The sequence below is a fragment of the Streptomyces hokutonensis genome (genome assembly GCF_042751305.1).
Lineage (GTDB): Bacteria > Actinomycetota > Actinomycetes > Streptomycetales > Streptomycetaceae > Streptomyces > Streptomyces hokutonensis_A.
Window position 1 is genome coordinate 94,328 of record NZ_JBHYWD010000004.1, and the last position, 23,831, is coordinate 118,158.

The window sequence follows — 23,831 nt, forward strand, 5'->3', positions numbered from 1 at the left end:
GCCGGCCCCTGGCGGCCCCCCCCCCCCCGCCCCCCCGGGCGCCCCCCCCCCCCCCCCGGGGGGGGGGCCCCCCCCCCCCGGGGCCCCCCCCCCCTCCCGTATGCCCTGCTTCTCAGCCCTGCTGCCCGGACGGCTTGCGCAGGGTCGGCCGGATCTCCGCCGCCCGCGCCGTCACGGACGCCCACCAGGCCGACAGCGCCCACACCACCCGGACGGTCGAGCGCGGGGCGACCACTGCGCGCAGCCGCGTGGAGCGGCTCGCCGTGTCCTGGAAACCGACGACCACCTGGCGCACGTCCTGCGCGAGTCCCGCCGCCAGTTGCGGCCTGGGGGCGTAGAGGACCTGCTCCACGGCGTCCGCCACGCGGTGCACCGAGGCGGCGGTCGGCGGATCGAGATGACCGAGCCGCACGATCCGGGCGGCGGCCTTGCGCGGGGTCAGCGAATCGTCCGGCGAGATCCCGAAGTCCCAGGCCGTATCGGTCAGTTCCTCCCAGACCGCCAGCGTGTGCATGGCCGCGTCGGCCGCCGTACGACCGTGCGCGCCCAGCCGTGCCGAGCGCGTCCGGGTCCGCCAGAGCATCGGAGAGAACGGGATCGCCAGCAGCAGCAGCGCCCCCAGGCTCAGCAGTGACACCCGCAGATACCACCACGGGCCCCTGCCGTCGTCGCCCGCCGCGAGCGCCGGGGCCTGGCTGGTGCAGCCCTCGATCTTCTTCAGCTGGGCCGTGCAGCTCTCGCTCGCCGAGGGGGCGGCCGAGGGCGCAGCGCTCGTCGCGGACGAGGAGCCGGCCGGGTCCGGGATGTCGCTGCCGGGGGTGTTCGACTGGGTGTACGACGGCACCGAGCCCCGGTTGGGGGTCGGCTCGAAGCGGGTCCAGCCGATGCCCTCGAAGTACAGCTCGGGCCAGGCGTGCGCGTCCTTCAGGCCCACCGACACCGTCTGGTTGGCCTCCGGCGTGCCGGGCGCGAAGCCCACCGCTACCCGGGCCGGGATGCCCAGGGTGCGGGCCATCGCCGCCATCGCGAAGGAGAAGTGGACGCAGAAGCCCTGCTTGTCCTTGAGGAACTTCGCTATCGCGTTGCGGCCGGTACCGACGTCCACCTGGGTGTCGTACTGGAAGCCGCCGGTCACCGCGAAGTAGTCCTGGAGCTTGACCGCCTGCTCGTACGCGTTGGCCGAGCCCGCGGTGACCCGGCGGGCGGTCTGGGCCACCACCGCGGGCAACGAGTCCGGCACCTTCGTGTACTGGGTCTCCAGGGCCTTCGACGGGGCCGGCGCGGTGGCCAGCTGCTCCGCGGTCGGCTCCACGTTCAGGCTGGTGACCGTGTAGGTCACCCCGCGCGTGTTCTGGCCGTGGTCACCCACGACCGTCATGCCCACGGGCTCGTAGCGCCAGCTGCCGTCGATGTTCACGCCGCTGGGCGGGTACGGCATCGGCAGCCAGTCCTGGGCGTACCAGTCGGCGGCCGAGATCCGGGTCGTGATCTTCGAGCGCTTGATGTCGGCGCCGAGGCCGGTCGGCGTGGGGAACGGGTTCGGCACGCTTTGGATGTGCCGCTGTGACGGCTTCCAGGTGATGCCGTCGAAGTCGTCCAGGGACACGATCCGCAGATACATGTCCGAGAGGTCGTTCGAGTCGGTGCGCAGGGACAGGACCTGGCGGTTCTCGTCCACGTTCAGGCTGTCGCGCAGCGAGACCAGCGGGTTGACGGCGGAGATGGTGCCGCCGCCTCCGGTACCCACGCCCACACCGGTCCCGGCGGCGTCCAGCAGGCCGCCCGAGATCGTGGGCAGCGGCAGCAGGGCGACGGCCAGCGCGACCGCGCCGATCCGCCGCCCGGTGCGCACCGGGGCGAGCGGCCCGGAGGAGTCCGAACCCGGGGCGGTGCGTGGTGCCCCGCCGAAGACCCGGCCCCACTGGGCGAGCCGGTCCCGGCCCTCGGACAGCAGCAGCATCAGATAGCCCGCCGCCGCGAACAGGAACCACAGCCAGTCGTAGCCGCTGTTCGACAGCCCGGCGGCCACCGAGTACAGGGCGAGCAGCGGCAGCCCGGCCGGGGCCGCGCTGCGGAAGGTGACCGCGAGCGTGTCCACCGCGAGGCCGATCACCAGCACCCCGCCGATGATCATCAGCCGGATGCCGTCGTGCAGCGGTGCCGGGATCGCGTACCGGGAGACGTCGTCCGAGCCCTGCTGCAGCAGGTCGCCGAAGTGCTGGAAGGCCTCGGGGCCCGGGATGATCCCCGCGAAGGCCTGCGCCCGCGCGAAGACCAGGGTCAGCATCAGCAGCGTGACCAGGGCCTGCGCCGCGACGGTCAGCGGCCGGGCCAGCGGGACCCGCCGGGTCGCCGCGCCCACCCCGGCCTGGATCGCCAGCATGAAGCCGGCCTGGAAGATCCAGATCGCCGGGGAGACCAGGGGGATCAGCGCGGTGGACGCCAGCATCGTCGCCGCCCAGGCGCAGAGCGCCAGTCGTGCCCGCCCGCTCATCCCCATCCCTCCCCGAGACCGGCCGCGGTGATGCCGTTGCGCTCCCGGTCGGCCTGCTGCCACAGCTGGTTCAGGGACGCGCCGCGCGGCACGCCCAGGACGGTCCAGCCCGCGTCACGCAGCATCCGCAGCCGCTCCTCCTGCTCGTTCTCCGGTCCGGGTACGTCGGTGGGCTCGCGCACCCAGCCGTCGCTGTCCAGCACGAAGGCGAGGGCGCCACCGCTGCGCTGCCGCATCCGGGCGACGATCGCCGCCTGTTCCTCGTCGAGGTCGCCGAAGAAGGCCACCAGCATTCCTTCGTTTCCGCCGCGCAGCAGGTCGTAGGCCCGGGACAGGCCGGCGCCGTCCGAGTGGTCGATCACCGCGAGGGTGTCCATCATCAGCCCGGCCGCGTCCGCCGACTCCTGGCTCGCGCCCGCGAAGCCGTCGGCGCCCTCACCGGGCACCGAGTTGCCGGTGTCGGTCAACAGCCGTACGGAGAAGCCCCGTTCCAGCATGTGCACCAGGACGGAGGCGGCGCCAGAGACGGCCCACTCGAAGGCCGAGTCCGGGCCCTGGCCCGCGAAGGCGATGCCCCGGGTGTCGAGGAGCACGGTGCAGCGGGCGCGCTGCGGCTGCTCCTCGCGGCGCACCATCAGCTCGCCGTAGCGGGCGGTGGAGCGCCAGTGCACGCGGCGCAGGTCGTCGCCGTAGCGGTAGCCGCGCGGGATCACGTCGTCCTCGCCGGCCAGGGCCAGCGAGCGGTTGCGTCCGTCGCCGTACCCCTTGGCCTCGCCGCTGAGGCGGACCGGGGACAGGGCCTCCACGCGCGGGATCACGGTCAGGGTGTCGAACGTCGAGAAGGAGCGGGTCAGTTCGCACATCCCGAACGGATCCGTCAGCCGCAGCTGCAGCGGGCCCAGGGGATAGCGGCCCCGCAGGTCGGAGCGGACCCGGTAGGACACCTCGCGCCGGCCGCCCGCCTCCACCCGGTCCAGGACGAAGCGGGGGCGCGGGCCGAGCACGTACGGCACCCGGTCCTGGAGCATCAGCAGGCCTGTGGGCAGCCGCGAGACGTTGTCCATCCGCAGATGGACGCGGGCCTCGCTGCCGGCGGGCACGCGCGCGGGGGAGAGCCGGCGGCTGCCGGCGACCCGGTAGCGGGTGCGGTAGAGCACGGTCGCGCAGACCAGGGGCAGCACGGCCAGCAGCAGTCCGACCCGGAGCAGATCGCCCTGCCCCAGGACGTAAGCGCAGACGGCCGCCGCGATACCGGCGGCCAGGAACGAGCGACCGCGGGTGGTCAGCCCCGCCAGGGCCGTGCGGACACCGCCCTTCTCGTCCCGCTCGGGCTCCGGGACCCCCGGCCCCCCGGCGGTCATCACAGCCTCCGGGGCGGCTGCTCGCCGTAGGACGCCGGGCCGCGGCCCATGCCGAAGCCGCTCTGCTGCGGGGGCGCCGCGGGCACGGGGGTGCGCTGCAGGATCTCCTGGACGACCTGCTCCGCCGTACGGCGGTTCAGCTGCGCCTGGGCGGTGGGCAGCAGGCGGTGGGCCAGGACCGCGATCGCGAGCGCCTGGATGTCGTCCGGCAGCGCGTACTCGCGGCCGCTCAGGGCGGCGGACGCCTTCGCCGCGCGCAGCAGATGCAGCGTCGCGCGCGGGGAGGCGCCGAGTCTGAGGTCGGGGTGGGTGCGGGTGGCGGAGACCAGGTCCACCGCGTATCTGCGCACCGCGTCGGCGACATGGACGCCGCGGACCGCCTCGATCAGCTTGACGATGTCGTGCGCGTGGGCCACGGGCTGGAGGTCGTCCAGCGGGCTCACCCCGCCGTGGATGTCCAGCATCTGCAGCTCGGCCTCCGCGCTGGGATAGCCGATGGAGACCCGGGCCATGAAGCGGTCGCGCTGGGCCTCGGGCAGCGGATAGGTGCCCTCCATCTCGACCGGGTTCTGCGTGGCGACCACCATGAAGGGGCTGGGCAGCTCGTAGGTCTGGCCGTCGCTGGTGACCTGCCGCTCCTCCATCGACTCCAGGAGCGCGGACTGCGTCTTCGGCGAGGCGCGGTTGATCTCGTCGCCGATCACGATCTGCGCGAAGATGGCGCCCGGTTTGAACTCGAAGTCCTGCCGCTGCTGGTCCCAGATGGACACACCGGTGATGTCCGAGGGCAGCAGGTCCGGCGTGAACTGGATTCGCCGCACCGAACAGTCGATCGACCGCGCCAGCGCCTTGGCCAGCATTGTCTTGCCCACGCCCGGGACGTCCTCGATCAGAAGATGTCCCTCGGCGAGCAGCACGGTCAGCGAAAGCCGTACGACCTCGGGCTTGCCCTCGATCACTCCTTCCACCGAACTGCGGACTCGCTCCACAGTGGCGGTCAGATCTGTAAGGCTCGCTCGATCGTCATAGGTCGTCACCCGGCCCTCCTCGGCCCGTTCTTTCCATGGGCCGACGCGCTACCGCGGACCGGCCCACCCCGAAACACGGACGGCACGCGGGAAAAGTTCCGCGTGACGCCACACCCGCATTCTTGTTGCCGTTACCGGTTCGTGTCACTCGCCTGTGGACAACTGCCTTCGCTTTGTCGGGTCTTACGACCTTTTGGGCGGTCCGAGGGGCGAACTTTTCGAAGTTTCGGGGCGGGCGGGTGTGTCAGGCGGGGTCGATCTCGCGCAGCAGACCCGACTTCACGTCGAACACGAAGCCGCGCACATCGTCAGTGTGCAGCAGGAACGGTGAGGTGCGCACACGCTGCATGGACTGCCGTACGTCCTGCTCCACGTCCCGGAAGGCCTCCACCGCCCAGGCGGGGCGCTGGCCGACCTCCATCTCCAGGTCGTGCCGGAACTCCTCGGTGAGGGACTCCAGCCCGCAGCCGGTGTGGTGGATGAGCACGACGCTGCGGGTGCCGAGCGCCCGCTGGCTGATGGTGAGGGAGCGGATGACGTCGTCGGTGACCACACCCCCCGCGTTGCGGATGGTGTGGCAGTCGCCGAGCTGGAGGCCGAGCGCCTTGTGCAGGTCGAGACGGGCGTCCATGCAGGCCACGACGGCCACCTGGAGGACGGGGTGGGCATCCATCCCGGGGTCGGTGAACGCGGCGGCGTACTGGGCGTTGGCCTCGACGAGGCGGTCCGTCACGGTCCCGCCGTGGGCTATGGCGCCTTCGGACTCTGTGGGTACGGATGCGGAGGTCGTCATACCTATGACGGTACTGGTCACCGGCGGTGCGGTCTTGCTGTGAGATGGGAAAAAGAGCGTCATCGTGTCCTCTTGTGAGGTAACCCACACGGGTGGCGGGGGTGCGCCCGCGTGGGTGATTGTTCCCGTTTTGAGGCTTCGCACGCGCCCCGGTCCGCGACGCGCAGGCCGGTTGATTGACCGTGAGACAGCGTGGACTAAAGTTGCGCGGAGCGGGAGGCGAGGCCTCCCTGCTGGACTTTTCCCGGAGACCCCGGCGACCTTCCGGATTCTCCCCACGTGCGCGGCGCGTACGTACGGCTCGGCCTCCTCCCGCTCCCGGTCGGCTGACGCTTCCGGCGCCGGCAGGCCTTCCCCTTCCTGAGCGGGCGGGGACCCGGCGGTGCGTACGGGCCCGCCGGACCTGAGAGGGCCCCTTGAGCAACAGTCGACACGTCCCGGTGATGCTCCAGCGGTGCCTGGACCTGTTGGCACCCGCCCTGGAGCGGCCGGGTGCCGTGGTCGTCGACTGCACGCTCGGCCTCGGCGGCCACAGCGAGGCACTGCTCGCCCGCTTCCCCGAGGCCCGCCTCGTCGCCCTCGACCGCGACAAGGAGGCCCTGCGTCTCTCCGGTGAACGCCTCGCCCCCTTCGGGGAGCGCGCCACCCTCGTGCACGCCGTCTACGACGAGCTGCCCGAGGTGCTGGAGCGGCTCGGCCTCGCGCGCGTGGAGGGCGTTCTGTTCGACCTCGGCGTCTCCTCCATGCAGCTGGACGAGGCCGACCGCGGCTTCGCCTACGCCCAGGACGCGCCCCTGGACATGCGCATGGACCAGACGACCGGCATCAGCGCCGCCGAGGTCCTCAACACCTACCCGGCGGGCGAACTCGTCCGCATCCTGCGGGCGTACGGCGAGGAGAAGCAGGCCAAGCGGATCGTGTCCGCGGTCGTCCGGGAACGCGACAAGGAGCCGTTCAGCAACAGCGCGCGGCTCGTCGAGCTGATCCGCGACTCGCTGCCCCAGGCCGCCAAGCGCACCGGCGGCAACCCGGCCAAGCGCACCTTCCAGGCGCTGCGGATCGAGGTCAACGGCGAACTGTCCGTCCTGGAGAGGGCGATTCCCGCCGCCGTGAAATCCCTTGCCGTGGGCGGCCGGATCGCCGTCCTGTCGTACCACTCGCTCGAAGACCGCCTGGTGAAGCAGGTGTTCGCGGCCGGCGCCGCCAACACCGCGCCTCCTGGACTGCCGGTGGTGCCCGAGCAGTACCAGCCCCGGCTCAAGCTCCTGACGCGCGGTGCCGAACTTCCCACCGAGGAAGAGGTCGCCGAGAACCGGCGGGCGGCACCCGCGCGGCTGCGGGGGGCCGAGCGCATCAGGGAGGACATCGGGTGAGTACGTACCAAGTCGGTGTGGGGCGCGGGGTGCGTGAGTGAGTAGGAAACCCGAACTGAGGGGCAGGGCCGCCCGGCTCGCGCGGCTCTTCCCGACCGGCCCCGGACAGGCGGCCCGTACCCCGTTCGTCCTCCTTGTCGTGCTCCTCCTCGGTGGCGGCCTGATCGGACTGCTCGTGCTGAACTCCGCGCTCAGCGAAGGGCAGTTCAAGCTGGACGACCTCCAGAAGCAGACCAAGAGCCTCACCGACGAGGAACAGGCCCTCCAGCGGGACGTCGACGCCTACTCCGCCCCCGACGCCCTCCAGCGCCGCGCACACGAACTCGGCATGGTGCCCGGGGGAGACCCCGCCTTCCTCGACCCGAACGGCACGGTGAAGGGTGTCCCGGAGCAGGCCACCGCCGAGAAGACCTCGGCGGACACACCGGTGGTCCTCGCCCCGGAGGCGCTCATCAGCAGGCCGAGCCCGAGCCCGACCCCCGCGCGCGGCGCGACAGCACCCGTGGCCACCCCCACCCCGGCCCGGTCCGTACCGCCCGTGCGGTCCACGGCAGTTCAGTCCTCCACCCCGACTACACCCGGCAGGTGACGGAAGTGTCCGACAGGGAACCGCCGCGCCGCCGAGTGCCCGGACCGGCCAGGCCCGAACGGCCCGACGCCCGGCGCCGCCCCGGGCCCGGCGCCCGCCCGGCCCGCCGCCCGGCACCGGCCCCTCCCGCCGCCCGCCCAGGCGGCCCGCGCTCCCTCCGGCTCGGCAGCCCCCGCCCCCGGCTGCGGATGATCAGCCTCGCGCTGACCCTCGTCCTGATCGCGTTCGTCGTACGGCTGCTCCAGGTGCAGGCCGTCGACGCGAGCGCGTACGCCGCCAAGGCCGCGCAGAACCGGTACGTCGACTACGTCCTGGCCGCCGAGCGCGGCGAGATCACCGACCGCTCCGGGGTGGCCCTGGCGACCAGCGTGGACGCGTACACGATCACCGCCGACCCGACGCTGTTCACCCGCAAGCAGCTCAAGATCGACGACGGGCCGGAGCAGGCGGCCGCCCTCCTCGCCCCGATCCTCGGCGTGGACCAGGCCGGGCTGGTCAAGAAGCTCAGGCCCGCGAACAAGAACCTGCGCTACGTGGTGCTCGCCAACCGGCAGACCCCGCAGGTCTGGAAGCAGATCAAGGACCTGAAGAGCGCGCTCACCACCAAGTCCGGAACCGACCCGACCACGGTCAACGTCCTCGCAGGTGTCCTCGCCGTCCCCACCACCAAGCGCGTGTACCCGAACGGTGATCTCGCCGCCGGGATACTGGGCTGGGTCAACGCCGACGGAAAGGGCGGCGGCGGGGTCGAGCAGCAGCTGAACAAGGACCTGACCGGCAAGGACGGCAAGGTCCGCTACGCCCAGTCCGGCGGCCTCCAGGTGCCCACCGCGGGCTCCACGGAGACGCCCGCCGTGCCCGGTTCCGACGTCGAGCTGACCATCGACCGCGACATCCAGTGGGCCGCGCAGAACGCCATCACGGAGCAGGTGAAGAAGTCCAAGGCGGATCGCGGGTACGTGATAGTGCAGGACACCCGCACCGGAGAGATCCTCGCCATGGCCAACGCGCCCGGCTTCGACCCGAACGACCTCGCGCAGGCCAACGCGGCCTCCCTGGGCAACGCGGCCCTCCAGGACGCCTACGAGCCCGGCTCCACCGCCAAGGTCATGACGATGGCCGCCGTACTCCAGGAGAACGTGGCCACCCCGCTGACGCATGTCGTCGTGCCGAACCGGCTGCACCGCGGCGACCGCCTCTTCCAGGACGACGTCGACCACGCCACCTGGAACCTCACGCTCAACGGCGTCCTCGCCAAGTCCAGCAACATCGGCACCATCGAGGCGGCCGGCCAGCTCGGCAAGACGCAGGCGCAGGCCAACGAGGTCCTGTACTCGTATCTGCACAAGTTCGGCATCGGCACCTACAGCGGGCTCGACTTCCCCGGCGAGACGAAGGGCATCCTCGCGACCCCCGACAAGTGGTCGACCTCGCAGCAGTACACGATTCCCTTCGGCCAGGGCATGTCCCTCAACGCGCTCCAGGCGGCCTCCGTCTACTCGACGGTCGCCAACGGCGGAGTCCGCGTCGAACCCACCCTGGTGCGCGGCACGAAGGGCCCCGACGGCCGTTTCACCCCGGCCGCCACGCCCAAGAAGACCCGGGTCATCAGTGCGAAGACGGCGAAGACCCTCGCCCAGATGCTGGAGTCCGTGGTGGACGACGAGCAGGGCACCGGCGGTAAGGCCGCGATTCCGGGGTACCGGGTCGCGGGCAAGACCGGCACCGCCAACCGCGTGGATCCGGCCACCGGCAAGTACAAGGGCTACACCTCGTCGTTCGCCGGGTTCGCGCCCGCCGACAACCCCCGCATCACCGTCTACTGCGCGATCCAGAACGCCACCAGCGGAAGCTACTTCGGCGGTCAGATCTGCGGACCGATCTACAAGCAGGTGATGGAGTTCGCCCTCAAGACCCTCCAGGTCCCGCCCACCGGGGCGAAGGCCGCGAACCTGCCCGTGACCTTCACTCCCTGATCAGCGCAACAGCCAGGAACCGATCCGTGACCATGATCACTTCCCATTCCGGGAACCAGGGCGAGCCCCGCCCCTCGCTTCGCTCGGAGGCCGGTGCGCCCGGTACGCTCACCGCCGTGCCAACCGCCGATCAGTCCCAACCACCCCAGAAGGGCGCATCCGTGACATACCCGGGGCCGCCCAGGCCGGCGCAGCTCTCCGCCACACCCCTCGCGGAACTCGCCGACCAACTGGGCGCCGCCGAGCCGGTGTCCACCGCCGAGGTCACGGGCATCACCCATGACTCGCGCGCCGTCCGCCCCGGCGACCTGTACGCCGCGCTGCCCGGCGCCCGTGTGCACGGCGCCGACTTCGTGACCCAGGCCGCGGGCCTCGGTGCCGTCGCGGTCCTGACGGACCCGGCAGGCGCCGACCGCGCGACCGCGACCGGCCTGCCGGTACTGGTCGTAGCCGATCCGCGCGGGCAGATGGGCGAGCTGGCGGCCACCATCTACGGCCACCCCGGCCGCGATCTGCTCCAGATCGGCATCACCGGCACCTCCGGGAAGACGACCACCGCCTACCTCGTGGAGGGCGGGCTGAAAACGGTCCGGTCCACCGGGCTGATCGGCACGGTCGAGACGCGCATCGGCGACGACCGCATGAAGTCGGAGCGCACGACCCCCGAAGCCACCGATCTCCAGGCCCTGTTCGCGGTCATGCGCGAGCGCGGGGTCGACGCGGTCGCCATGGAGGTCTCCAGCCACGCGCTGGTCCTCGGCCGGGTCGACGCCTGCATCTTCGACGTCGCGGTCTTCACCAACCTCAGCCCGGAGCACATGGAGTTCCACTCCGGCATGGAGGACTACTTCCAGGCCAAGGCCCAGCTGTTCACGCCGCTGCGCAGCCGGCAGGGAGTGGTCAACCTCGACGACGAGTACGGCCGCAGGCTCGCCGCCGAGGCCACGGTTCCCGTGATCACCTACTCCGCGGAGGGCCACCCGGACGCCGACTGGCGCGCCGAGGACGTCCAGGTCGGCCCGATGGACTCGACGTTCACCGCGGTCGGCCCCAAGGGCGAGCTGATCACCGCGAGATCGCCGCTGGCCGGCTCCTTCAACGTGGCCAACACCCTCGCCGCGATCGCCGCCCTGGCCACCGCGGGCCTCGACCCGCAGCTCGCCGCCGACGGCGTCGCCGAGGTGCCGGGCGTGCCGGGGCGCCTGGAACGCGTGGACGCCGGGCAGCCGTATCTCGCGGTCGTCGACTACGCCCACAAGACGGACGCCGTCGAGTCGGTCCTGCGCGCGCTGCGCAAGGTGACCGAGGGCAAGGTGCACGTGGTGCTCGGCTGCGGCGGGGACCGGGACAAGACGAAACGCGAGCCGATGGGCGCCGCGGTGGCCCGGCTGGCCGACACCGCCGTACTGACGTCGGACAACCCCCGCTCCGAGGACCCCCTCGCGATCCTCGCGGCCATGCTCCAGGGGGCGGCCTCCGTGCCGGCGCACGAGCGCGGCGAGGTCCTGGTCTTCGAGGATCGGGCCGCCGCCATCGCCGCCGCCGTCGTCCGCGCGCGGCCGGGGGACACCGTGCTGGTCGCGGGCAAGGGCCACGAGCAGGGCCAGGACATCGCCGGAGTGGTCCGTCCCTTCGACGACCGCCAGGTGCTTCGCGAAGCTATCCAGAAGACCCAGGGATGAACTTGTGATCGCCCTCTCCCTCGCCGAGATCGCAGAAGTCGTCGGCGGGCAGACGCACGACATACCGGATCCGTCCGTCCAGGTCACCGGCCCGGTGGTCCGCGACTCCAGGGAAGTGCAACCAGGCAGCCTCTTCGTCGCCTTCGTCGGCGAGCGAGTCGACGGCCACGACTTCGGACCCGCGGTCGTCGAGGCGGGTGCGGTGGCCCTCCTGGCGTCCCGCCCGGTCGGCGTGCCCGCGATCGTCGTGGACGACGTCCAGAGCGCCCTGGGCGCCCTCGCCCGCCATGTCGTACGACGGCTCGGCGCGACCCTCGTCGCCCTCACCGGCTCGGCGGGCAAGACCAGCACCAAGGACCTCATCGCCCAGGTGCTCGCCCGCAAGGCGCCCACGGTGTTCACACCGGGATCGTTGAACAATGAGATCGGGCTGCCGCTGACCGCGCTGAGCGCCACCGAAGAGACGAGGTTCCTCGTCCTGGAGATGGGCGCCCGCGGGATCGGTCACATCCGCTACCTCACGGAGCTGACGCCCCCGCAGATCGGCCTCGTCCTCAACGTCGGCACCGCCCACATCGGGGAGTTCGGCGGCCGGGAGCAGATCGCGCAGGCAAAGGGCGAACTCGTAGAGGCACTCCCTTCAGTTGAGGACGGCGGTGTCGCGGTCCTCAACGCCGACGATCCGCTCGTACGGGCCATGGCATCCCGTACGAAGGCGAAGGTGATCCTTTTCGGAGAGTCCGGCGAAGCGGACGTACGGGCCGAGAACGTGAGACTCACGGACAGCGGACAGCCCGCCTTCAGCCTCCACACACCCTCCGGGTGCAGCGAAGTGACCATGCGCCTGTACGGTGAGCACCACGTGTCGAACGCGCTCGCCGCGGCCGCCGTCGCCCATGAGCTGGGCATGTCCGCAGACGAGATCGCCACCGCGCTCTCCGAGGCGGGCTCCCTCTCCCGCTGGCGGATGGAGGTCACCGAGCGACCGGACGGCGTGACCATCGTCAACGACGCCTACAACGCGAACCCCGAGTCCATGCGAGCCGCCTTGCGCGCGCTCGCGGCCATGGGCAAGGGACGCAGGACCTGGGCGGTGCTCGGCAAGATGGCCGAGCTGGGGGACGAGGCGCTCGCCGAGCACGACGCGGTCGGACGGCTGGCCGTCCGGCTCAATGTCGGCAAGCTCGTCGCGGTCGGGGGCAGGGAAGCGTCCTGGCTGCAACTGGGCGCATATAACGAGGGTTCGTGGGGTGAGGAGTCGGTGCACGTGTCCGACGCACAGGCGGCGGTCGACCTGTTGCGCAGCGAGTTGCGCCCGGGAGACGTCGTTCTCGTGAAGGCGTCCCGGTCGGTCGGTCTGGAGAGCGTGGCGCAGGCGCTCGTCGAGGCCGGTACCGAGGGTGAGGTTGCCGTCCGATGATGAAGCAGATCCTGTTCTCAGGAGTCATCGGCCTGTTCCTGACCCTGGTGGGCACCCCGCTGCTGATCAAGCTGCTGGCCCGCAAGGGCTACGGCCAGTACATCCGCGACGACGGCCCGCGCGAGCACGCCAGCAAGCGCGGTACGCCGACGATGGGCGGTATCGCCTTCATCTTCGCAACGGTCGCCGCGTACTTCCTGTCCAAGGTCATCACCGGCTACGCGCCGACCTATTCGGGTCTGCTGGTGCTCGGTCTGATGGTCGGCATGGGCCTGGTCGGCTTCCTCGACGACTACATCAAGATCGTCAAGCGGCGTTCGCTGGGCCTGCGGGCCAAGGCGAAGATGGCCGGCCAGCTGATCGTCGGCATCAGCTTCGCGGTGCTCGCCCTGCAGTTCCAGGACGCCCGCGGCAACACCCCGGCCTCGACGAAGCTGTCGTTCATCACGGACTTCGGCTGGAAGATCGGCCCGATCCTGTTCGTGATCTGGGCGCTGTTCATGATCCTCGCGATGTCGAACGGCGTGAACCTGACGGACGGTCTGGACGGCCTCGCCACCGGCGCATCCGTCCTGGTCTTCGGCGCCTACACCTTCATCGGTGTCTGGCAGTTCCAGGAGTCCTGCGCCAACGCGACGACCCTGACCAACCCGAACGCCTGCTACGAAGTGCGCGATCCGCTCGACCTCGCGGTCATCGCCTCCGCGCTGATGGGCGCCTGCCTGGGCTTCCTGTGGTGGAACACCTCGCCGGCCAAGATCTTCATGGGGGACACCGGTTCGCTGGCCCTCGGCGGTGTCCTCACCGGTCTGGCGATCCTCTCCCGCACCGAGCTGCTCGTCGCCATCATGGGCGGCCTCTTCGTCCTCATCACCATGTCGGTGGTCATCCAGGTCGGCTCCTTCAAGCTCACCGGCAAGCGGGTCTTCCGAATGGCCCCGCTCCAGCACCACTTCGAACTCAAGGGCTGGTCCGAAGTGCTCGTGGTGGTCCGCTTCTGGATCATCCAGGGCATCTGCGTGATCGTCGGCCTGGGCCTCTTCTACGCGGGATGGGCAGCGGAAAAGTGACCGATGGGCAGGGGCTCTCCTGGGAGGGCAAGCACGTCACCGTCGCCGGACTCGGAGTCTCCGGCATCCCGGCGGCCAAGGTCCTGCACGGCCTCGGCGCGCTCGTCACGGTCGTCAACGACGGCGACGACGAGCGCTCCCGGGCCCAGGCGGCCGACCTGGAGGCACTCGGCATCACCGTGCGCCTCGGCGACGGCGCGACCCTGCCCGAAGGCACCGAACTGATCGTCACCACCCCCGGCTGGAAGCCCGACAAGCCGCTGTTCACGGCGGCCCGTGAGGCGGGCGTCGAGGTGTGGGGCGACGTGGAGCTGGCCTGGCGCCTGCGCGGCCCCGACGCGGCCCCCTGGCTCGCCGTCACCGGCACCAACGGCAAGACCACCACCGTCCAGATGCTCGCCTCCATCCTGAAGGCGGGCGGCCTGCGCACGGCGGCCGTCGGCAACATCGGCGTCTCGGTCCTGGACGCCGTACTCGGGGACGAGCAGTACGACGTCCTCGCCGTCGAACTGTCGAGCTATCAGCTCCACTGGGCACCTTCGGTGCGTGCCCACTCCGCCGCCGTCCTGAACCTGGCGCCCGATCACCTCGACTGGCACGGCTCCATGGAGGCGTACGCCGCCGACAAGGGCCGTATCTACGAAGGCAATCGGGTCGCCTGCGTCTACAACGTCGCCGACAAGGCCACCGAGGACCTCGTCCGCGAGGCCGACGTCGAGGAGGGGTGCCGGGCCATCGGGTTCACACTGGGCAGCCCCGGGCCGTCCCAACTCGGCGTCGTGGACGGCATCCTGGTCGACCGCGCCTTCGTCGAGGACCGGCAGCGGAACGCGCAGGAGCTCGCCGAGGTCTCGGACGTCAACCCGCCCGCCCCGCACAACATCGCCAACGCCCTTGCCGCCGCCGCCCTCGCGCGCGCCTTCGGGGTGCCCGCCAAGGCCGTACGGGACGGGCTGCGGGCCTTCACGCCCGACGCGCACCGCATCGCGCACGTGGCCGATGTGGACGGCGTCGCGTACATCGACGACTCCAAGGCCACCAACACCCATGCGGCGGAAGCCTCGTTGGCGGCCTACGAGTCGATCGTGTGGATCGCGGGCGGACTCGCGAAGGGCGCCACCTTCGACGAACTCGTCGCCAAGTCGGCAAAGCGACTTCGGGGCGTGGTGCTGATCGGCGCCGATCGGGCGCTCATCCGGGAAGCCCTCGCGCGACACGCCCCGGAAGTACCCGTCGTCGACCTCGCCCGGACCGACACTGGGGCGATGCTCGCGGCTGTCCAGGAGGCACAGCGGCTCGCCGCCGCCGGCGACACGGTGCTGCTCGCCCCGGCCTGCGCCTCCATGGACATGTTCGCCAACTACAACAAGCGCGGTGACGCGTTCGCCCAGGCGGTTCGCGAACTCGGCGCCTGACCGACGTGAGCGGAGGCGCTGATGCCCAGTAGCCGTACCGGCCGGCCGCCCGTGCAGCAGCGGCCCCCCAGACGTCCCGCCGCCGCACGGACCGTACGGGACAACCCCGTACGCCGGCTGTACGCCAACGCGCGGCGGGCCTGGGACCGGCCGCTGACCGCCTACTACCTGATCGCCGGCGGCAGCGTGCTGATCACCGTGCTCGGTCTGGTGATGGTCTACTCGGCCTCCCAGATCACGGCGCTCCAACTGTCGCTGCCCGGCTCGTACTTCTTCCGCAAACAGTTCCTCGCCGCCTGTATCGGCGGGGTGCTGGCGCTGGCCGCCTCGCGGATGCCGGTCAAGTTGCACCGGGCGCTGGCCTATCCGATCCTCGCGGGCGCCGTCTTCATGATGGCGCTGGTGCAGCTGCCGGGGATAGGGATGTCGGTCAACGGCAACCGCAACTGGATCTCCCTCGGCGGCTCGTTCCAGATCCAGCCGAGCGAGTTCGGCAAGCTGGCCCTCGTCCTGTGGGGGGCCGACCTGCTCGCCCGCAAGCAGGACAAGGCGATGCTGTCCCAGTGGAAGCACATGCTGGTGCCGCTGGTGCCGGTCGCGTTCATGCTGCTCGGACTGATCATGCTCGGCGGCGACATGGGCACGGCGATCATCCTCACCGCGATCCTGTTCGGCCTGCTCTGGCTGGCCGGAGCGCCGACCCGGCTCTTCGCCGGCGTGCTGTCGATCGCGGGCGTGATCGGTGTGATCCTCATCAAGACCAGCCCCAACCGCATGGCCCGGCTCGCCTGCATCGGCGCCACCGAGCCCAAGACCGGGGTCGCCGACTGCTGGCAGGCCGTGCACGGGATCTACGCGCTCGCGTCCGGCGGGATCTTCGGCTCCGGGCTCGGCGCGAGTGTGGAGAAATGGGGTCAACTCCCCGAAGCCCACACCGACTTCATCTTCGCCGTCACCGGTGAGGAACTGGGCCTCGCGGGCACGCTGTCGGTCCTCGCCCTCTTCGCGGCTCTAGGCTATGCGGGTATCCGCGTGGCCGGACGCACGGAGGACCCCTTCGTGAGGTATGCCGCGGGAGGCGTGACCACCTGGATCACCGCTCAGGCGGTGATCAACATCGGTGCGGTGCTCGGCCTGCTGCCGATCGCCGGCGTCCCGCTCCCGCTGTTCTCCTACGGGGGTTCCGCCCTGCTGCCGACCATGTTCGCCATCGGGTTGCTGATCGCCTTCGCGCGCGACGACCCCGCTGCGCGGGCGGCGCTTGCGATGCGGCAACCCCGCTTTGGTAGAAAGCGTGGGGGCAGGGGACCCGGTTCCGGCCGGAGTCCCCGGAGATGGAACACGATGAGACGGCGTGCCTCGGCGGCGCGTCCGTCCGGAGAGCGGTGAATTTCGGTGCATGTCGTACTCGCCGGTGGGGGGACCGCCGGCCACATCGAGCCCGCGCTCGCCCTCGCGGACGCACTGCGCAGGCAGGACCCCACCGTGGGGATCACGGCCCTGGGCACGGAACGCGGCCTTGAGACCCGCCTCGTACCCGAGCGGGGCTACGAACTCGCGCTGATCCCCGCCGTACCGCTGCCCCGCAAGCCCACCCCGGAACTGATCACCGTGCCGGGCCGGCTGCGCGGCACGATCAAGGCCGCCGAGCAGATCCTGGAGCGCACCAAGGCGGACTGTGTCGTCGGCTTCGGCGGCTATGTGGCACTGCCCGGCTATCTCGCGGCCAAGCGCCTCGGGGTGCCGATCGTGATCCACGAGGCCAACGCCAGGCCCGGGTTGGCCAACAAGATCGGCTCGCGCTACGCGGCCCAGGTCGCCGTCTCCACCCCGGACAGCAAGCTGCGGGGCGCCCGTTACATCGGCATCCCGCTGCGCCGCTCCATCGCCCTCCTGGACCGCGCGGCCGTACGGCCCCAGGCCCGGGCCGCGTTCGGCCTCGACCCGAACCTGCCGACGCTGCTGGTCTCCGGCGGCTCGCAGGGCGCCCGGCACCTCAACGAGGTGATCGAGCGGGTCGCGCCCTACCTCCAACAGGCCGGAATCCAGATCCTGCACGCGGTCGGCCCGAAGAACGAACTGCCGCAGGTGCACCAGATGCCGGGGATGCCCCCCTACATCCCGGTACCGTACGTGGACCGGATGGACCTCGCGTACGCCGCGGCCGACATGATGCTCTGCCGCGCGGGCGCGATGACCGTCGCCGAACTCTCCGCCGTCGGACTCCCGGCCGCCTACGTCCCGCTGCCCATCGGCAACGGCGAACAGCGGCTGAACGCCCAGCCGGTGGTCAAGGCCGGCGGCGGACTCCTGGTCGACGACGCGGAACTGACGCCCGAGTGGGTCCAGGGCAACGTCCTGCCCGTGCTCGCCGACCCGCACCGGCTGTACGAGATGTCGCGCGCGGCAAGCGAGTTCGGCCGCCGGGACGCCGACGACCTGCTCGTCGGCATGGTGTACGAGGCGATCGCCTCGCGGCATCGCTAGTCATATGTGAGAGAGGCAGGGGAGCGTGGCCGGACCGAGCACCGCCGAACGCGGTGAACGCCAACAGGAGTCGTCCGGCCCGCCCCTTGTCCGGCGCCTGGGGCCCCGACGCCTTCGTCTGATTGTCGTACTCGCCCTCGCCGCAGCCCTGTTGGGCGCCGCCACGGTCTGGCTGCTCTACGGCTCGCAGTGGCTCCGGGTCGAGAAGGTGTCGGTCTCCGGTACCAAGGTCCTGACGCCGGAGCAGGTGCGCGAAGCCGCCGGAGTTCCGGTCGGCGGACCGCTCATTTCCGTCGACACCGATGCGATCGAAGCCCGACTTCGCAGTAAATTGCCCCGAATTGACACCGTTGACGTAGTGCGTTCCTGGCCTCATGGAATCGGGCTGAAAGTGACCGAACGCAGCCCGGTCCTGGTGGTGAAAAAGGGCGGAAACTTCATCGAAGTGGACGACGAGGGCGTGCGATTCGCCACCGTTTCCACGCAACCGAAGTCCATCCCCACCCTCGAATTGGCGCTCTCTCCCACGGCTTCCTCCGCGGCCGGCCTGCGCCGTTTCGGCGAGGACCGACTCATCCGCGAGGCGGTGCGCGTCACGGGTGACATTCCGGCCGCGGTCGCGCGCGACACACAGGTCGTCAAGGTCCGTTCCTACGACGACATCTCACTGGAGTTGAGCGGCGGCCGGACCGTCTCCTGGGGAAGTGGCGACAAGGGCGCGGCGAAGGCGCGTACGCTCACCGCTCTCATGAAAGCAGCTTCCGGAGCCCGGCACTTCGACGTAAGTGTGCCCACCGCCCCTGCGTCAGCCGGGAGTTGACGCACATTCGCGCAGGCCAGCACCCTGGTTGGGCAGCGCTATGGCTGATCACATAGGGTGAAAAGAAAAACGGGAGGTTCGGCGTGTTCGTTGAACGTGCGCCACTTGTCGACTTAGTGTCCTGTTCAGAAGACTTCAAGGAACGGACACACTGGTAACCCTAAACTTCAACGTTAGGGTTCGGGTCGGCGCTACGGACCGTCCCATTCGGCATCCGTCGTCGGGTCGCGGAACACCGCGATCGACGACACGTAACTCGAGGCGAGAGGCCTTCGACGTGGCAGCACCGCAGAACTACCTCGCAGTCATCAAAGTCATCGGTGTCGGCGGCGGTGGTGTCAATGCCATCAACCGGATGATCGAGGTCGGTCTCAAGGGCGTCGAGTTCATCGCCATCAACACCGACGCGCAGGCGCTGTTGATGAGCGACGCCGACGTCAAACTCGACGTCGGCCGCGAACTCACCCGCGGACTCGGCGCCGGCGCCAACCCGGCCGTCGGCCGCAAGGCCGCCGAGGATCACCGCGAGGAGATCGAGGAGGTCCTCAAGGGGGCCGACATGGTCTTCGTGACGGCCGGCGAGGGCGGCGGCACCGGCACCGGCGGCGCCCCCGTCGTGGCCAACATCGCCCGCTCCCTCGGCGCCCTCACCATCGGCGTGGTCACCCGCCCCTTCACCTTCGAAGGACGGCGCAGGGCCAACCAGGCCGAGGACGGCATCGCCGAACTCCGCGAAGAGGTCGACACCCTCATCGTCATCCCGAACGACCGGTTGCTGTCCATCTCGGACCGCCAGGTCTCGGTCCTCGACGCCTTCAAGTCGGCGGACCAGGTCCTGCTCTCCGGCGTCCAGGGCATCACCGACCTCATCACCACGCCCGGCCTGATCAACCTCGACTTCGCCGACGTCAAGTCCGTGATGTCCGAGGCCGGTTCGGCCCTCATGGGCATCGGCTCGGCCCGCGGCGACGACCGCGCGGTGGCGGCGGCCGAGATGGCGATCTCCTCGCCGCTCCTCGAGGCCTCCATCGACGGCGCCCGCGGCGTCCTGCTCTCCATCTCCGGCGGCTCCGACCTCGGCCTGTTCGAGATCAACGAAGCGGCCCAACTGGTCAGCGAGGCGGCCCACCCCGAGGCCAACATCATCTTCGGCGCGGTCATCGACGACGCCCTTGGCGACGAGGTCCGGGTCACCGTGATCGCGGCCGGATTCGACGGCGGCCAGCCGCCGACCCGCCGCGAGTCGACCATGGGTTCGTCCTCGGCCCGCCGCGACGAGCCGACTCCGGTACGGCAGAACGAGAGCCGTCCGTCCTTCGGCTCGCTCGGCAGCGTCAAGCCCAAGGAGGAGCCGGAGCCCGCCCAGGAGCCGGTCGCCGACCTCCCGGTGGCCCCGCCGGTCCCGCCGTCGCGGACGTACTCGGACAGCGCCGCCGAGGAGCTGGACGTACCGGACTTCCTGAAGTGATAGGACAGTTCGACACCGTGAGCGGCGCGCACTTCGCCTTCACCGACAGGTGGGGCGGGGTGAGCGCCGTTCCGTACGAGGAGCTCAACCTCGGCGGCGCGGTCGGCGACGACCCCGGAGCGGTCCGTACAAATCGCGAACTGGCCGCCAAATCACTGGGCTTGGACCCGGCGCTGGTGGTCTGGATGAACCAGGTGCACGGCGCTGACGTGGCGGTCGTCGACGCGCCCTGGGGCGCCGACGGCATCCCGTCCGTGGACGCGCTCGTCACCGCCCGGCGCGGACTCGCCCTCGCGGTCCTGACCGCCGACTGCACCCCGGTCCTGCTCGCCGACCCGGTCGCCGGGATCGCGGGCGCGGCCCACGCCGGACGCCCGGGCATGGTGGCGGGGGTCGTACCCGCCGTCGTACGGGCCATGACGGAACTCGGCGCCGATCCCGCCCGGATCGTCGCCCGCACCGGACCCGCCGTCTGCGGCCGGTGCTACGAAGTGCCCGCGGACATGCGCGCCGACGTCGCCGCCGTGGAACCCGCGGCGTACGCCGAGACGAGCTGGGGCACTCCCGCGGTCGACGTGACCGCCGGAGCGCTCGCGCAGCTCGACCGCCTCGGGGTGTACGACCGGGAGCAGTCGCCGGTGTGCACCCGTGAATCGGGCGACCACTTCTCGTACCGCCGCGACCGCACGACCGGGCGGCTCGCGAGCTATGTGTGGCTGGACTGATCGGGCATGACGGACCGTAGGCAAGAAATCGCCGTGAATCTGGCGAGAGTCGAGGAGCGCATCGCCGCCGCCTGTGCCGCGGCCGGGCGGAAGCGCGACGAGGTGACCCTGATCGTGGTCACCAAGACCTATCCGGCGAGCGACGTAAGAACGTTGGCCGAACTCGGTGTGCGTCATGTCGCCGAGAACCGGGACCAGGACGCCGCCCCCAAGGCGGCCGAATGCGCGGATCTGGCGCTGAGTTGGCACTTCGTCGGCCAGTTGCAGACCAACAAGGTGCGATCCGTGGTCGGTTACGCCGATGTCGTGCAGTCGGTCGACCGGGCCCGGCTGGTGACCGCGCTGTCGAAGGAGGCCGAGCGGTCCGGGCGCGAACTGGGCTGTCTCATCCAGGTCGCGCTCGACGCGGGAGTGAGCGGGCGGGGCGAGCGCGGTGGCGTGGGGCCGGGCGGCGTAGGGGAGTTGGCCGACCTGGTGGCCGCCTCCCCGGGGCTGCGGCTCGACGGTCTGATGACCGTCGCCCCGCTCACCGGGGAGTACGCGGGACGCCAACTGGAGGCGTTCGGGCGGTTGATGGATTTGTCGACTGACCTGCGCCGAGCCCATCCGGCTGCGAACATGGTGTCGGCAGGGATGAGTGCGGACCTCGAACAGGCCGTGGCAGCCGGAGCGACACATGTACGCGTCGGCACTGCGGTACTCGGCGTCCGCCCCGGGCTCGGGTAACGTCGCCAGGAAGTCGGACCACAGCAGAAAATATGGTCATTGCCGCCGAAGGCGGGCGTAACGACCTCGTGGATCGCGGGCACTTGGCAGTCGTCAGCCGATCCACCACAGAGCGGAGGACTCAGAGAATGGCCGGCGCGATGCGCAAGATGGCGGTCTACCTCGGCCTCGTGGAGGACGATGGGTACGACGGCCGGGGTTTCGACCCCGATGACGACTTCGAACCCGAACTGGACCCGGAGCCCGAGCGGGACCGGCGGCGGCACGAGCCGTCGCACCAGGCGCACAGTTCACATCAGTCCCAAAGGGACGAACCGGTACGAGTGGTGCAGCCTCCGGCCCCTCGCGACCCGGTGTCCCATTCCGCTTCACTGGGTGCGGAATCAGGGCGTCCGGCGCGCATCGCGCCCGTGGCATCCATCACACAAGAACGCCAGTCCCTGGAGAAGAACGCACCGGTGATCATGCCCAAGGTCGTGTCCGAACGAGAGCCTTACCGGATCACCACACTTCACCCCCGGACCTACAACGAGGCCCGTACCATCGGGGAACACTTCCGTGAAGGCACCCCGGTGATCATGAATCTGACTGAGATGGATGACACAGACGCGAAGCGACTTGTCGACTTTGCGGCCGGTTTGGTGTTTGGTCTTCACGGCAGCATCGAGCGGGTGACGCAGAAGGTGTTCCTGTTGTCGCCTGCTAACGTCGATGTCACGGCGGAGGACAAGGCCCGCATCGCAGAGGGCGGGTTCTTCAATCAGAGCTGAGACAGACAGCCGCTAGGAAGCACGGAACAGGGGAGAGGGAAAGACAGACCATGAGCGTGTTCGCGCAGGTGATCTACATCGCGCTGATGGTGTTCCTCATCGTGCTCATCTTCCGGTTGGTCATGGACTACGTCTTCCAGTTCGCCCGCTCATGGCAACCCGGCAAGGCGATGGTGGTCGTTCTGGAGGCCGCCTACACTGTCACCGATCCACCGTTGAAGCTTCTACGGCGGTTCATTCCGCCGTTGCGTCTCGGGGGCGTGGCGCTCGACCTGTCCTTCTTCGTCCTGATGATCATCGTCTACATCTTGATCTCTATCGTGGGCAATCTCGCGGGGTGACAGTGGACGATACGGTCTTGCCGACTGCCGATGACTACGTTGAGGTGAAGAGATGCCGTTGACCCCCGAGGACGTGCGGAACAAGCAGTTCACGACCGTCCGCCTCCGAGAAGGCTATGACGAGGACGAGGTTGATGCCTTCCTCGACGAGGTCGAAGCCGAACTGACGCGCTTGCTCCGCGAGAACGAGGACCTGCGCGCCAAACTGGCCGCGGCCACGCGTGCCGCTGCCCAGAACCAGCAGAACATGCGCAAGCCCCCGGACCAGGACCAGCAGCAGGGCGGCATGCAGCAACAGGGGATGCCCCAGCAGGGCATGCCCCCGCAAGGCATGCCGCAGCAGGGCATGCGCGGTCCGGGCGCCCCGGTGCCCGCCGGCATATCGGGCCCGCCGCAGCAGCAGATGGGCGGCCCCATGGGCGGCCCGCCCCAGCTGCCGAGCGGTGCCCCGCAGCTGCCGCCCGGCCCCGGCCAGGGTGGCCCGCAGGGCCAGGGTCCGATGGGCCAGGGCCCCATGGGCCAGGGTCCGATGCAGGGGCAGATGGGCCAGGGGCCCATGCAGGGCCAGATGCAGCAGATGGGCCAGGGCCCGATGCAGGGTCAGATGGGCCAGCCCCCCATGCAGCAGCAGATGGGCATGGGCGGACCGATGGGCGGCGGCATGCCGCAGCAGGGCCCCGGTGGCGACAGTGCCGCCCGTGTCCTCTCGCTGGCCCAGCAGACCGCCGACCAGGCGATCGCCGAGGCCCGTTCCGAGGCCAACAAGATCGTCGGCGAGGCCCGCAGCCGCGCCGAGGGTCTCGAGCGGGACGCCCGTGCCAAGGCCGACGCCCTGGAGCGGGACGCGCAGGAGAAGCACCGCGTCGCGATGGGCTCCCTGGAGTCCGCCCGCGCCACGCTGGAGCGCAAGGTCGAGGACCTGCGCGGCTTCGAGCGCGAGTACCGCACGCGTCTGAAGTCCTACCTGGAGTCCCAGCTGCGCCAGTTGGAGACCCAGGCCGACGACTCGCTGGCCCCGCCGCGCGCTCCGGCCGCCGCGTCGCTTCCGCCGTCCCCGGCGCCCTCGATGGCTCCGGCCGGCGCGAGCGCCCCGTCGTACGGCGGCCCGCAGGGCATGGGTGGCATGGGAGGCCCGGCCCCGGCCGGTCCGTCCTACGGCGGCCAGCAGCAGATGTCCCCGGCGATGACCCAGCCGATGGCTCCGGTACGCCCGCAGGGCCCGTCCCCGATGGGCCAGGCACCCTCGCCGATGCGCGGCTTCCTGATCGACGAGGACGACAACTGATCGGCCTG

The 23,831-nt window shown here is 70.5% G+C and carries 20 protein-coding genes; 16 read left to right on the top strand and 4 right to left on the bottom strand.

All coding sequences use genetic code 11. The features are described from left to right. Window positions 1–112 precede the first annotated feature (112 nt). The 4 genes from ACFXC1_RS12820 to ACFXC1_RS12835 all read right to left on the bottom strand — a co-directional run bounded on the left by ACFXC1_RS12820 (window position 113) and on the right by ACFXC1_RS12835 (window position 5,676). A complete protein-coding gene (locus tag ACFXC1_RS12820) occupies window positions 113–2,494 on the bottom strand; it encodes a transglutaminase TgpA family protein (protein ID WP_381242058.1) in 2,382 nt (793 codons plus the stop codon). Further along, window positions 2,491–3,855, bottom strand: a complete 1,365-nt coding sequence (locus ACFXC1_RS12825; RefSeq protein ID WP_381242060.1) for a DUF58 domain-containing protein — start codon at window positions 3,853–3,855, stop codon at window positions 2,491–2,493. Before ACFXC1_RS12825 ends, ACFXC1_RS12820 begins: the two co-directional genes overlap by 4 nt. After that, window positions 3,855–4,892 (bottom strand): AAA family ATPase, encoded by a 1,038-nt coding sequence (locus tag ACFXC1_RS12830; RefSeq protein WP_381242061.1) that lies wholly within the window; start codon window positions 4,890–4,892, stop codon window positions 3,855–3,857. Before ACFXC1_RS12830 ends, ACFXC1_RS12825 begins: the two co-directional genes overlap by 1 nt. Before the next feature lie 235 nt (window positions 4,893–5,127). After that, window positions 5,128–5,676, bottom strand: coding sequence for a beta-class carbonic anhydrase (locus tag ACFXC1_RS12835; RefSeq protein ID WP_381242062.1), 549 nt, complete (start codon window positions 5,674–5,676; stop codon window positions 5,128–5,130). Window positions 5,677–6,092: 416 nt separating this feature from the next. Here ACFXC1_RS12835 and rsmH point away from each other — a divergent pair, with 416 nt between their 5' ends. The 16 genes from rsmH to ACFXC1_RS12915 all read left to right on the top strand — a co-directional run bounded on the left by rsmH (window position 6,093) and on the right by ACFXC1_RS12915 (window position 23,823). Further along, entirely contained in the window at window positions 6,093–7,049 is a 957-nt protein-coding gene (gene rsmH, locus ACFXC1_RS12840; protein ID WP_078532411.1) for a 16S rRNA (cytosine(1402)-N(4))-methyltransferase RsmH, read from the top strand. A gap of 37 nt (window positions 7,050–7,086) precedes the next feature. Continuing rightward, window positions 7,087–7,638, top strand: a complete 552-nt coding sequence (gene ftsL, locus ACFXC1_RS12845; RefSeq protein WP_381242063.1) for a cell division protein FtsL — start codon at window positions 7,087–7,089, stop codon at window positions 7,636–7,638. 5 nt (window positions 7,639–7,643) lie between these two features. After that, window positions 7,644–9,614, top strand: coding sequence for a peptidoglycan D,D-transpeptidase FtsI family protein (locus ACFXC1_RS12850; protein WP_381242065.1), 1,971 nt, complete (start codon window positions 7,644–7,646; stop codon window positions 9,612–9,614). A gap of 161 nt (window positions 9,615–9,775) precedes the next feature. Beyond that, entirely contained in the window at window positions 9,776–11,296 is a 1,521-nt protein-coding gene (locus tag ACFXC1_RS12855) for a UDP-N-acetylmuramoyl-L-alanyl-D-glutamate--2,6-diaminopimelate ligase (RefSeq protein WP_381242688.1), read from the top strand. 4 nt (window positions 11,297–11,300) lie between these two features. Continuing rightward, window positions 11,301–12,716, top strand: a complete 1,416-nt coding sequence (locus ACFXC1_RS12860; RefSeq protein WP_381242067.1) for a UDP-N-acetylmuramoyl-tripeptide--D-alanyl-D-alanine ligase — start codon at window positions 11,301–11,303, stop codon at window positions 12,714–12,716. Continuing rightward, entirely contained in the window at window positions 12,713–13,786 is a 1,074-nt protein-coding gene (gene mraY / locus ACFXC1_RS12865; RefSeq protein WP_381242069.1) for a phospho-N-acetylmuramoyl-pentapeptide-transferase, read from the top strand. The genes ACFXC1_RS12860 and mraY overlap by 4 nt, the downstream gene beginning before the upstream one ends. Next, entirely contained in the window at window positions 13,768–15,201 is a 1,434-nt protein-coding gene (gene murD / locus ACFXC1_RS12870; protein WP_381242071.1) for a UDP-N-acetylmuramoyl-L-alanine--D-glutamate ligase, read from the top strand. The genes mraY and murD overlap by 19 nt, the downstream gene beginning before the upstream one ends. A 21-nt stretch (window positions 15,202–15,222) precedes the next feature. Beyond that, on the top strand, window positions 15,223–16,590 hold the full coding sequence (gene ftsW / locus ACFXC1_RS12875) for a putative lipid II flippase FtsW (protein ID WP_381242073.1): 1,368 nt from the start codon (window positions 15,223–15,225) through the stop codon (window positions 16,588–16,590). A gap of 6 nt (window positions 16,591–16,596) precedes the next feature. Beyond that, the gene (murG, locus tag ACFXC1_RS12880; RefSeq protein WP_381242075.1) at window positions 16,597–17,688 is read left to right on the top strand and encodes an undecaprenyldiphospho-muramoylpentapeptide beta-N-acetylglucosaminyltransferase; all 1,092 of its coding nucleotides are present in this window, start codon (window positions 16,597–16,599) and stop codon (window positions 17,686–17,688) included. Between the two features lie 25 nt (window positions 17,689–17,713). After that, window positions 17,714–18,508 (top strand): cell division protein FtsQ/DivIB, encoded by a 795-nt coding sequence (locus ACFXC1_RS12885; RefSeq protein WP_381242077.1) that lies wholly within the window; start codon window positions 17,714–17,716, stop codon window positions 18,506–18,508. Between the two features lie 277 nt (window positions 18,509–18,785). Beyond that, on the top strand, window positions 18,786–19,976 hold the full coding sequence (ftsZ, locus tag ACFXC1_RS12890) for a cell division protein FtsZ (RefSeq protein ID WP_019067752.1): 1,191 nt from the start codon (window positions 18,786–18,788) through the stop codon (window positions 19,974–19,976). Further along, on the top strand, window positions 19,973–20,701 hold the full coding sequence (gene pgeF / locus ACFXC1_RS12895; protein ID WP_381242080.1) for a peptidoglycan editing factor PgeF: 729 nt from the start codon (window positions 19,973–19,975) through the stop codon (window positions 20,699–20,701). The genes ftsZ and pgeF overlap by 4 nt, the downstream gene beginning before the upstream one ends. Before the next feature lie 6 nt (window positions 20,702–20,707). Then, entirely contained in the window at window positions 20,708–21,427 is a 720-nt protein-coding gene (locus ACFXC1_RS12900; protein ID WP_381242082.1) for a YggS family pyridoxal phosphate-dependent enzyme, read from the top strand. A gap of 128 nt (window positions 21,428–21,555) precedes the next feature. Continuing rightward, the gene (locus tag ACFXC1_RS12905; protein WP_026178397.1) at window positions 21,556–22,197 is read left to right on the top strand and encodes a cell division protein SepF; all 642 of its coding nucleotides are present in this window, start codon (window positions 21,556–21,558) and stop codon (window positions 22,195–22,197) included. 50 nt (window positions 22,198–22,247) lie between these two features. Further along, window positions 22,248–22,538, top strand: a complete 291-nt coding sequence (locus ACFXC1_RS12910; protein WP_019067748.1) for a YggT family protein — start codon at window positions 22,248–22,250, stop codon at window positions 22,536–22,538. Between the two features lie 52 nt (window positions 22,539–22,590). After that, a complete protein-coding gene (locus tag ACFXC1_RS12915; protein WP_381242085.1) occupies window positions 22,591–23,823 on the top strand; it encodes a DivIVA domain-containing protein in 1,233 nt (410 codons plus the stop codon). Window positions 23,824–23,831: the final 8 nt, after the last annotated feature.

Bases quoted from the DNA above. Each gene is read 5' to 3' on its own strand.
- ACFXC1_RS12905 (WP_026178397.1), top strand. From the start codon at position 21,556: ATGGCCGGCGCGATGCGCAAGATGGCGGTCTACCTCGGCCTCGTGGAG.
- ACFXC1_RS12820 (WP_381242058.1), bottom strand. From the start codon at position 2,494: ATGAGCGGGCGGGCACGACTGGCGCTCTGCGCCTGGGCGGCGACGATG.
- ACFXC1_RS12915 (WP_381242085.1), top strand. From the start codon at position 22,591: ATGCCGTTGACCCCCGAGGACGTGCGGAACAAGCAGTTCACGACCGTC.
- ftsW (WP_381242073.1), top strand. From the start codon at position 15,223: ATGCCCAGTAGCCGTACCGGCCGGCCGCCCGTGCAGCAGCGGCCCCCC.
- mraY (WP_381242069.1), top strand. From the start codon at position 12,713: ATGATGAAGCAGATCCTGTTCTCAGGAGTCATCGGCCTGTTCCTGACC.
- ACFXC1_RS12825 (WP_381242060.1), bottom strand. From the start codon at position 3,855: ATGACCGCCGGGGGGCCGGGGGTCCCGGAGCCCGAGCGGGACGAGAAG.
- ACFXC1_RS12835 (WP_381242062.1), bottom strand. From the start codon at position 5,676: ATGACGACCTCCGCATCCGTACCCACAGAGTCCGAAGGCGCCATAGCC.
- ACFXC1_RS12900 (WP_381242082.1), top strand. From the start codon at position 20,708: ATGACGGACCGTAGGCAAGAAATCGCCGTGAATCTGGCGAGAGTCGAG.
- murD (WP_381242071.1), top strand. From the start codon at position 13,768: ATGGGCAGCGGAAAAGTGACCGATGGGCAGGGGCTCTCCTGGGAGGGC.
- ACFXC1_RS12910 (WP_019067748.1), top strand. From the start codon at position 22,248: ATGAGCGTGTTCGCGCAGGTGATCTACATCGCGCTGATGGTGTTCCTC.